This is a genomic window from Glycocaulis albus (genome assembly GCF_014639075.1).
Lineage (GTDB): Bacteria > Pseudomonadota > Alphaproteobacteria > Caulobacterales > Maricaulaceae > Glycocaulis > Glycocaulis albus.
On sequence record NZ_BMFS01000014.1, the window covers coordinates 49,984 to 60,583 of the forward strand.

7 protein-coding genes are annotated in these 10,600 nt (G+C 63.6%); all 7 read left to right on the top strand.

All coding sequences use genetic code 11. The features are described 5' to 3' along the window. The first annotated feature begins 5 nt into the window (after positions 1–5). Entirely contained in the window at positions 6–1,709 is a 1,704-nt protein-coding gene (locus tag IEV75_RS12750) for a class I adenylate-forming enzyme family protein (RefSeq protein ID WP_188452960.1), read from the top strand. Continuing rightward, positions 1,706–2,938, top strand: a complete 1,233-nt coding sequence (locus tag IEV75_RS12755; protein ID WP_188452961.1) for an acetyl-CoA acetyltransferase — start codon at positions 1,706–1,708, stop codon at positions 2,936–2,938. The genes IEV75_RS12750 and IEV75_RS12755 overlap by 4 nt, the downstream gene beginning before the upstream one ends. A gap of 143 nt (positions 2,939–3,081) precedes the next feature. Then, positions 3,082–4,290, top strand: coding sequence for an acetyl-CoA C-acyltransferase (locus IEV75_RS12760; RefSeq protein ID WP_188452962.1), 1,209 nt, complete (start codon positions 3,082–3,084; stop codon positions 4,288–4,290). A gap of 93 nt (positions 4,291–4,383) precedes the next feature. Continuing rightward, positions 4,384–6,591, top strand: coding sequence for an alpha/beta fold hydrolase (locus IEV75_RS12765; RefSeq protein ID WP_188452963.1), 2,208 nt, complete (start codon positions 4,384–4,386; stop codon positions 6,589–6,591). Positions 6,592–6,707: 116 nt separating this feature from the next. Continuing rightward, positions 6,708–8,510, top strand: a complete 1,803-nt coding sequence (locus tag IEV75_RS12770) for an SLC13 family permease (RefSeq protein WP_217979495.1) — start codon at positions 6,708–6,710, stop codon at positions 8,508–8,510. Positions 8,511–8,530: 20 nt separating this feature from the next. After that, positions 8,531–9,739, top strand: coding sequence for a CaiB/BaiF CoA transferase family protein (locus IEV75_RS12775; RefSeq protein ID WP_188452965.1), 1,209 nt, complete (start codon positions 8,531–8,533; stop codon positions 9,737–9,739). A gap of 156 nt (positions 9,740–9,895) precedes the next feature. Next, on the top strand, positions 9,896–10,600 hold a 705-nt coding region (locus IEV75_RS12780), incomplete at its 3' end, for an outer membrane protein (protein ID WP_188452966.1).

A 10,600-nucleotide genomic window follows, 5' to 3' on the forward strand; every position in this document is an offset into this window, starting at 1 on the left:
ACAGGATGAAACTCGCACCGCCAAAGAAGATTGCCGCCTATCGCAAGCAGGGCTGGTGGGGCGATGACACATTCTACGATGTCTTCCTGCAGGCGGCTGCCAAACGCCCGCAGGCCCTGGCGGCGATCGATCCGCCAGACCGTGAAGCGCTGACCGGGCGCAAGCCCCGCCGCCTTGTATGGGCCGATCTCGCTGACGAGGTTGAACGCACGGCAGCGGCGCTTGTCGGGCAGGGGCTGGTCAAGGGTGACCGCGTGGTCATGCAGATGCCCAACGTGGTCGACACGCTTTCCATCTATCTGGCCTGCGCCAAGCTCGGCATCATCCTCAGCCCTGTGCCGGTTCAGTATGCTGGCCACGAATTGCGCCACGCGATGGACTCGGTTCGTCCGCGCGCCTTCGTTGCGTCAAAAATGTTCAAGGACCGGGAACTGGCGCGCGGCTGCAAGGCGGTGGCTGGAGACCGGGCCAAAGTCCTCTCCATGGACGGGGGCGGCGATGGGCTCGTCGATTTTTCTGCCGAGATCAGCCGCGCCAACACCCGCAAAGGCCCGTTCGGTCTTGGCGGTGCTGTCGCCAGGCAGAAGGGCGAGGCCGACGATTGCTTCACCATCTGCTGGACGTCGGGCACAACGGGTGTGCCCAAGGGCGTGCCGCGCTCTCACAATCACTGGATGGCCATTGGTCCGGCGACCTGGCACGGCATGGCGATCCAGCCCCATGACGTGCTGCTCAATCCATTCCCGATGACGAATATGGCCGCGATTGGCGGCATGTTTGTCTCCTGGCTTCTCAGCGAAGGCACGCTTGTCCTTCACCATCCGTTTGATCTGCCGGTCTTCCTCAAACAGCTGGTCACCGAGAAGGTGACGGCAACCATCGCGCCGCCGGCGGTGCTCACTATGCTGCTCAAGCAGGAGGGCATGCTGGACCAGTTTGACCTGTCCCGTTTGCGGGTAGTCGGTTCCGGTTCTGCGCCGCTATCCGAGTTCATGGTCAAGGGCTGGCAGGACAGAGGTGTCGAGATCGTCAACCTGTTCGGGTCCAACGAAGGTATTTCATTGTGTTCAGGCCCGGAGGACGTGCCAGACCCCGCCTTGCGCGCGACCGCCTTCCCGCGCTTCGGGCACAAGGGCGCAAGCTTTTCCAATCCCATGCATGAGCGTATCGAGACCCGGCTGGTCTCCATCGAGACCGGCACGGAAGTCACCGCGCCCGGCGAGGATGGCGAGTTGCTGGTACGTGGCCCATCGGTTTTCGAGGGCTATTGGGGAGCGACGGCCGCCGAACAAAAGGAGGTGTTTGACGCGGACGGCTATTTCCGGACCGGTGATCTCTTCCAGATTTCCGCAGCAGACGACGCCTTTCTCGTGTTTCGCGGGCGCGCCAAGGACATCATCATCCGTGGTGGTGTGAATATCTCTGCCGCCGAGCTCGACACACTGCTTGAAGGCCATCCCAAGCTTGCCGAGGCGGCCGTGTTCGGCATGCCTGACGAGGTGATGGGCGAGCGCATCTGGGTCGCCGCCGTGCCAGCCGCGGGTGAAACGGTAACGCTGGAGGAGGTCGTGGACTTTCTGAAGGCCAAGGAAATCGCCAACTTCAAACTGCCCGAGCAGATGATCATCGTGGAAGCGCTGCCGCGCAATCCGCTCAACAAGGTGCTCCGCTGGCGCCTTGTCGAGATGGCAAGGGAACAAAAGTCATGACCGCTCCCGTCTTCATTCTCGGCGGCTCGCAGAGCGATTTCTCTGCCAACTGGACGCGGGGCGGCAAGTCGCTTTTCGACCTGATCGAAGAGACGACCCGCGCCGCGCTCGACGATGTGCGCATGGATGCCGCCGAGATCGATGCGGTGCATGTCGGCAATTTTGCCGGCGAGCTGTTCTGCGGTCAGGGCATGCTGGGCGGCTTCATGGGTCACATCGACCCCGGCTTTGAAGGCAAGCCCACAAGCCGCCACGAGGCCGCCTGTGCGTCTGGCTCGATGGCGATCCTTGCCGCCATGAGTGACATACTGGCCGGCCATTACGGCACCATCGCCGTCGTCGGTGTGGAGATGATGCGCAACGTGCCCGGCGAAACGGCGGCCCAGCATCTGGGCAGTGCCGCGTGGGCGGGACGCGAGGCACTAGGCGCGCGCTATCTCTGGCCAGCCATGTTTTCCGATCTGGCCGAAGAATATGACCGCCGCTACGGGCTGAAATACGAACACCTCGCCGCCATCTCCAAAATCAATTTCGACAACGCCAAGCGCAATCCGCATGCCCAGACACGGGCCTGGCAGTTTGGCGAGGGCAGTTTCACGCAGGATGCTGAGGCCAACCCGGTCATCGAGGGCTGGATGCGACGCTCCGATTGCGGGCAGGTGACCGATGGCTCTGCCGTCATCGTCCTGGCCGGGGAGACGGCCGCGCGGGCGTATGCTGCGAAGCGCGGCCTGGACCTCGCCGCGATCCCGCGCCTGAAGGGCTGGGGGCACACCACCGCGCCGCTTCTGATGGAAACCAAGCTCGAAAAATCACGCAAAGAGGGCGGCTACGCCCTGCCGTGGACGCGCAAGGCCATCACTGATGCCTATGCCCGCGCCGGGATATCCGGCCCTGATGACGTGGACGGGATCGAGACTCACGACTGCTTCTCCGTCACCGAATACATGGCGATCGAACATTTCGGCCTGACCGCGCCGGGCGAGGGGTGGAAGGCCGTCGAGAACGGCATGATCGCCTTCGACGGCAAGCTGCCGGTCAACCCGTCTGGCGGGCTGATCGGGCTGGGCCATCCGGTCGGCGCAACAGGCGTGCGCATGGCGCTCGACGCCGCGCGCCAGACCTCCGGCAAGGCGGGTGACATGCAGGTCGAGGCTGCGAAAACCTTCGCCACCTTCAATGTCGGCGGCTCCGGCACGGCCAATGTCTCTTTCGTGATCGGCGTTTAAGCGCCTCCTTCTCTCTTCGTCATTCCGGGGGAGCGTAGCGACACCCGGAACCCAGTTTTTTCGAAGCTATCTGGGTTCCGGCTCTGCAGCTTCGCTGCGGCCGGAATGACGAGTGAAATTGAACTTTGAAGAGAAAATCTCCCATGACCCACACCTATATCTATGACGCCGTGCGTTCGCCGCGCGGCAAGGCCAAGGAAGATGGCGGGCTGGCGGCCCTGAAGCCGCACGCGCTGACCGGCCAGCTCATCACGGCGCTGGCGGCGCGCAATGGCGAGGCAGCAGTCAACGATGCGGCGAGCCTGACATTGGGCTGCGTGGGGCAGGTGGGTGCGCAAGGCGGTCATCTCGCTCTCGTCACGCGCCTGCATGCGGGACTGCCGGACAGCCTGCGGGCCCTGACCATCAATAATTACTGCGTATCGGGCCTGACGGCGGTCGGCATGGCGGCTAGCGAGGCACAGGCAATCGGTGATGACCGGCTGCGCCTTGCCGGCGGCGTGGAGATGATGAGCGCAGTGCCCTTCATGGGCGACAAGGCGCATTACTATGCCGACCGGGAAACGGCGGCCGCGCTGCGCTATGTGCCGGTGGCCCTCTCTGCTGACCTGATGGCCACGATGGAGGGCTTTTCAAGGGACGACCTCAATGCCGTCACCGCCCGCTCGCACCAGCGTGCGGCCGCCGCATGGGAACGGGGCGGGCTGGACGAGATCATCCCCATCACCGGTCCAGACGGATCGGTGGCGCTGGAGCGCGATGAAAGCGTGCGCGCTGGCACCACGGCGGAAGGGCTTGGCCGCTTTCCGCCCGCCTTCGCCGAGATGGGCGCAGCCGGTTTCGACGCCGTAATGCTGAAGGCCCGGCCCGAGCTGAAAGAGATCAGCCATGTCCACTCTGTCGCCAACTGCCCGCCTGTGTGCGACGGCGCGGCGCTGGCGCTTGTGGGTTCCAGGGATGCGGGTAAGGCCGCCGGGCTGGCCCCCAAAGCCCGCATCCGCGCCTTCACCGAGGCCACCGGCGACCCCGTGCTGCAACTCACGGCCGGTTTCGCGGCCATGGACCAGTTGCTCGCACGCACGGGTCTGAAACTCTCGGACTTTGACCGGATCGAGTTCATGGAGGCCTTCGCCGCCACGCCGGTGAAGTTCGAGCGTGATTATGCGCCCGATATGGACAAGGTGAACCCGGAGGGCGGGCATCTCGCCATGGGCCACCCGATGGGCGCGTCCGGCGCGATCCTTCTGGCCACCATGGTGGCGGGGCTGGAGCGCTCCGGGGGCACGCTCGGCCTGATCGTCGCCCATGGCGGCTCCGGCGTCGGCAGCGCAATGATCGTGGAGCGGGTCTGATCGTTCGTGCCGCTTGCGGGCCGTCTTCCTTGCGCTAGTGTGATGATTGGTTAACGCCGGTCAGTGAGGGCGCGGCGCACGAAGGGGGTTGCGATGGTTCGGGACTGGCAGGGGGCGCTGGCGGCGCTGACACTGGCGTTTGGCGTATCGGCGGCTGGCTGGACCGTGCAGGAGGACGCCGCGCCGCCTGTAGAACCTGAGAGCACGGCTGAAGACGCCGGACCGGAAGACGCGCCGGACCTGTTGAACCCCGAAGAGGCATTGCCGTCTGAAGCGGCTGCATCCTCCTTCATGGACGCTCCTCCGCGAGCGTCCACTTCGCTTGCCGAAGGCGATACTGTCCCGGTCATCTGCCCGTTTCGCGATACCATCGACTATGAACCGGGCGATATAAGCTGCGGCCTGCTGGCGGTTCGCGAAAACCGCGAGGCAGAGACCAGCCGCATCATCCAGCTTCTCTATGTGAAAATTCACGCGCGCGGACCGGAGGATGAAGACAGCGAGGACGGGGAGGATGACGGCGAGGCGCAGGCCTTTCAGCCGCTGGCCGATCCCATCGCCTATCTGACGGGCGGGCCGGGTGTGGGTGTGCCCAGCTATGTCGAACGCTTCAAGGATCACGCCGCTACGCAAACCCGCGACCTCTATATCCTCCAGCAGCGTGGCATTACCCAGTCGGGCGATTTCTGTCCGCTATTCTCGCTGGAAGAACCCGCGCTCAATACCGGCCAGACCGTGGCCGAGCAGGAAGAGTTCGAGCGCCGCCGGCTTGCGCGCTGTTTTGAACGGGCTCTGGCAGAGGGCGTGGACCTCTCGGCCTACAACACGGTGGAGAATGCCCGCGATGTGCGCGTGCTGCGCGAGGCGCTTGGCTATGACAGCTGGAATGTTTGGGGCATTTCCTACGGTTCTCATCTCGGGCAGATGCTGACGCGGGTCGATCCGGAAGGCATCCGGGCGCTCGTGCTGGACGCCATTGTGCCCAACGATCTTGAGAACCTGATGCGCATCCACCGCTGGGCGGGCCGGGTGCTCGATCATATTGTCACGACCTGCGAGGCCGATGCGGCCTGCGCGCGTGCCTATCCCGATCTGGAAGAGCGCACCTATGCCGCGATTGCTGCCCTGCAGGAAAATCCGGTCATGGTGACGGTATCCGACACCGAGGTATTCCCCGGCGGTCAGGTAGCGGTCGGCGGTGCGGCGATTGCCTTTGCGCCTTTTTCCATGATGTACGAGCAAAGCACCTATGCAGGACTGGCAGGTGTACTGAATGCGCTGGTGCGCGCTGCCGAGCGGCGTGACGAGACGGTCTTTACCGCTATTGCGCTAGGCGGTGGCGGTGACCTCACAGGCGGTGATTTTTCACCCGGCATGAACGCCGCGATTTCCTGCAATGACGGTTACACCTGGCAAAGCGCACGGGTGATCGCCGAGGACATGAGCGAAGTGCCGGGCCTTGCGGGGCTCATCGGCTCGGTCGAGGGCGCCGAGGCGAGCCAGGCGCTGTGTGAGCAATACGGGATGGGGCTGCGTGACCGGACCGACTACATGCCGGTCAGTTTTGACGGACCGGCACTGGTCGTGAACGGTGCCTGGGATCCGATCACACCGCCCGACCTTGCCCGCCAGATCATGCCGGGCTTTTCCAATGGCCGGTATCTTGAAGTGCCCTTCGCCGGCCATGGGCCTACCCGGTCTGACGAATGCACGGCCGATATCATGGTAGCATTCTTTGATGATCCGGCAGGTGAGCTCGATACAGAGTGCGCCGAGACGGCCAATGCCGAGCCCTCCTTTGTTATTCCCATGACATCGCGCTTCGTTGCGAGAGCCATCGTGAATATGGAGGAAGACCGCCCCGCACTGATCGGCCTGCTGGCCTGGGGCGGTATCTCGGCGCTCATCCTTGCCATTGCGCTGCTCGTTTTCCCGGTGGCCTTCGTTCTGCGCCGTATTGACGGTACGGCTTCGGCCAATACTGGCGGCGCGCGTGCGGCCAGCGTGGCGGCTGCCGCGCTCGGCATTGGCGGTCTCGCCGTGCTGGGCTATGCCGCCTGGTATACCAGCGAGATATCGCCGATCGTGCTGATTGCAGGGTTTGCCGGTCCTGCGCGTATAGGTGCCTGGGCCATATTGCTGGGCGGGCTTGCCGGGCTCGCAGCGCTCTTTCTCGTGGCAGGCGCACGCCTCTCCTCGGGGCGCATGGCTATTGGCACGCTGGGCGGCATCATCCTGACGGCACTGGCCGCCCTTTCGCTCGCCGTGTTCGCGGCGGTATCGGATCTGACACCTTTCTAGGGTGTGGGCCCCTTGCAGGCGCGCGCGCTTAAGTCCATGACGTCATGGACTTAAGCGCGCATCCTTTTCCGGGCACCTCCTCCATGTCTCTGCCAGTCATACTTCTTGGAATGGTCATGGTAGCCACCATGGCGCTCTTTCTGTGGGGCAGGCTGCGCCATGACGCGGTCGCACTGGCGGCACTTGTGGCGTGTGTGCTGCTCGGGCTGGTCCCGGCCGGCGAGGCCTTTTCGGGCTTCGGCCATCCGGCCGTCATCACGGTGGCATGCGTCCTGATTCTGTCCGGCGCGCTGCAATCCGCCGGTACGGTGGATGTGATTGCGCGCATCGTGCTTCCGAAGAAGGCGCATCCCACCGTGATGCTGATATCGCTGTCGGTGCTGGCGGCGTTCCTGTCGGCCTTCATGAACAATGTCGGCGCCCTTGCGCTGCTCATGCCGATAGCATTGCAGATCGCCCGCAAGCAGGGGCTGGCGCCCGGCCGCCTGCTGATGCCGTTATCTTTCGCCTCCATTCTCGGCGGGATGACAACGCTTATCGGTACACCGCCCAACCTGATCGTATCGGGCTTCCGGGCAGAGGCGGGCCCCGGCCCGTTCGCCATGTTTGATTTCACGCCGGTCGGACTGGCCGTGGCCGGCGCCGGTATCGTTTTCGTACTGGCGCTTTCCTGGCTTCTGGTTCCCCGCCGCCAGTCCCAGGGCGCGGAAGGTTTCGAGACCGGCAACTATCTGACCGAGGCCCGCGTGCTTGATGACAGCGCGGCCAACGGCAAGACGCTGCGCGAGCTTCAGTCGAAACTGGACGAGGCCAGCGCAGATGTGCTCGCCCTGATACGCGACGAGAAGCGCTACCCGTCCCCACACGCCAACCGGAAGGTGAAGGCTGGCGATCTGCTGGTCATCGAGGCGGACCCCGAAGGGCTGACATCGGCTCTGTCCGCGCTGGGACTGCAGCTGGAAGAGGAAGCCTCGACCATCCCGGACGGCGAGGACGCACAGGAGATGGCCGGCAAGGAGGATGAAGCCACGGCCGGAAGCCGCCGCCGCATCGTCCATGCCGACGAGGTGCACCTGGCCGAATATGCCGTTTCTCCGGGCTCGGGCCTTTCCGGGCGCTCGGCCAGCGATATCCGCCTGCGCACACGCTTTCAGGTCAATCTCCTGGCGATCTCCCGTAACGCGACGCACTCACGCGCACGGCTGCGCACGATGAAGCTTAAAGAAGGGGATGTGTTGCTGCTGCAGGGCAGCGAGGAGGCGATGGCGGAATTTGCCGCGCACATGGGCTGTGTGCCGCTCGCCGAACGCACGCTGCGCATTCCCGATGCGAGGAAGGCGGTCACGGCTGCCGTGATCATGGGCGGTGCGGTTGCCCTGGCTGCCACGGGCACTTTGCCGGCGGCGATGGCGTTTGCAGTCGGCGTGCTGGCCGTGATGGTGCTGCGCATCATTCCGCTGCGCAATATATATGACAATGTCGACTGGCCGGTAATCGTGCTCCTCGGCGCGCTATTACCTGTGGCGGAAGCGCTTGAAACGACAGGCGCCGCCAGCTTCCTGTCTGGCCAGCTGCTCGCGCTGACAGGTCAGGCAGGACCGGTTCTGGTGCTCGCGATAATCCTGGTGGCGACCATGACGCTGTCCGACTTCATGAACAATGCGGCCACCGCCGCGGTCATGTGCCCTGTCGCGATCAGCCTTGCTGCGGGCATGAATGTCAGCCCTGATCCCTTGCTGATGGCTGTGGCGGTAGGCGCCTCTTGCGCCTTCCTGACGCCGATCGGGCACCAGAACAATACGCTGATCCTAGGGCCCGGCGGCTTCAGGTTCAGCGATTACTGGCGCCTGGGCCTGCCACTGGAGATTGTGGTTGTGGCTGTCGGTGTGCCGGTGATCCTGCTGGTCTGGCCTCTCTAGAACAAGGAAAGAAAACCGATATGGCAGATGGTGCGTTGTCCCACATCAAGGTTCTCGATCTTTCGCGCGTCCTCGCCGGGCCCTGGTGCGCACAGATACTGGGCGATCTGGGCGCTGACGTGATCAAGGTGGAGAACCCCGATGGCGGAGATGATACGCGCGGCTGGGGACCGCCCTTCATGCCGGACGAGGCCGGCGGCGAGGGGGACGCGGCCTATTATCTGTGCGCCAACCGGAACAAGCGCTCGATTGCCGTCAATCTGCGCGAGGCAGAGGGTCAGGCAATCATTTGCCAGCTGGCGGCGCAAAGCGACGTGGTGATCGAAAACTACAAGACCGGTGGCCTGAAACGCTTCGGTCTGGATTATGAGTCCTTGAAACAGGACAACCCCTCTATTGTGTATTGCTCAGTAACCGGCTTCGGGCAGACCGGGCCGAGCGCTCACCTGCCGGGCTATGATTTTCTGATTCAGGCCATGGGTGGCCTGATGAGCGTCACTGGTGAGGATGAGCCGGTAAAGGTGGGGGTTCCCATCGTTGACCTGTTTACCGGCGTTTACGCGGCCGGCGCGATACTGGCCGCGCTTGTGGCTCGCGATCAGGGCAGGGGCGGGCAGTATATCGACATGGCCCTTTTCGATGTGCAGGCGGCCATGCTGGCCAATCAGGCCTGCAACTACCTCGTCGGTGGCAAGGTGCCCGGCCGCATGGGGAACCGACATCCCAACATCGTTCCGTATCAGGACTTTCCGACCGCCGACGGGCGCATTGCGGTCGCGGTCGGGGCAGACCGCCAGTTCCGCGCTTTCGCAGCGGTACTGGGACGTCCCGAATGGGCGGACGATCCGCGTTATGCGCGCAATGCTGCTCGAGTTGAATACCGTGAAGAACTGTGTGGCGAGATCGCCAGCATAATGCGCCGCAAGACCAGCGATGAGTGGCGTGCTGGCCTTGACGCGGCGGGTATACCGTGCGGACCGATCCAGGGGCTCGATGGTGTGTTTTCAGAACCACAGGCCCGGGCGCGGGAGCTTGCATTTCAGATGAATGTCACCGGGTCGGGTGCGGCCACGCTGGTGGCCAACCCGATGCGCCTGTCGCAAACGCCGCCGCAATACACAAAGGCACCGCCACGATTCGCCGAACACACAGCGGAAGTGTTGCAAGAACGCCTCGGAGTGTCACAAAACGATGTTGCCAGGCTCAGAGAGCTGGGAATACTGGCCTGACGAATATTCTTTTTGGAACCGAAGCACTGGCTTCCGCGTAAGAAATCCGCTACTCCAATAGCAGAAGCGCCGGGCTCCGGCTGTTTCGTGCGTCCAAACGGCGCTTTGTACATCACACTCAACGAAGGACGTAGTTCCGCGTCCGGAGGGGGAATTATGAAAAAACGGCTTCTTACAGCTGCTGCTGTCGGTGCCTTTCTTGCTCTGCCGTCCGTAGCGGCGGCACAGGAAGGTTGGTACGTCCGCGGCGCTCTTGGTTATGGTGCTCCCGGCGATGCCGACGTCACCAGCCCGGCATTCACTGCCAATCCGTCTCGCGAAATCAGTGGCAAGAGCAATCTTCGTGAAGCGCTCGCCATCGGTTATCAGTTGGACAGCAACTGGCGCGTTGAAGGTGAACTTGCTCACCGTTTCAACCAGACCGGTGCGATGGGCAACTTTGAAGAGAGCACCAGCTCTGTTCATGCTTGGTCGCTGATGGCGTCTGCTATCTACGATTTCGCCGGCTCTGACTGGTACCGCCCCTATGTTGGTGCGGGTATCGGCTATGTCAGCTCGCACTTCTCAGGCACCGGTGCCAGCACGGGCACCGCGACTGCGGCTTCGGTTCCCGTTACCATCCGCGGCGATGACGGTGCTCTGGGCTACCACCTTCTGGCCGGTATTGGCTGGGTTCTGTCCGAAAACCTGATGCTTGACACCGAGTATCGTTATTTCGGCTACGGCTCCACCTCCTACAATAACGGCAGCGTGAGTGCTCTGCGTGGGCATGAGGCTTGGATCGGCCTGCGTTACCTGTTTGCCGCTCCGGCTCCGGTAGCCCCGCCGCCCCCGCCGCCTCCGCCCCCGCCGCCCCCGCCG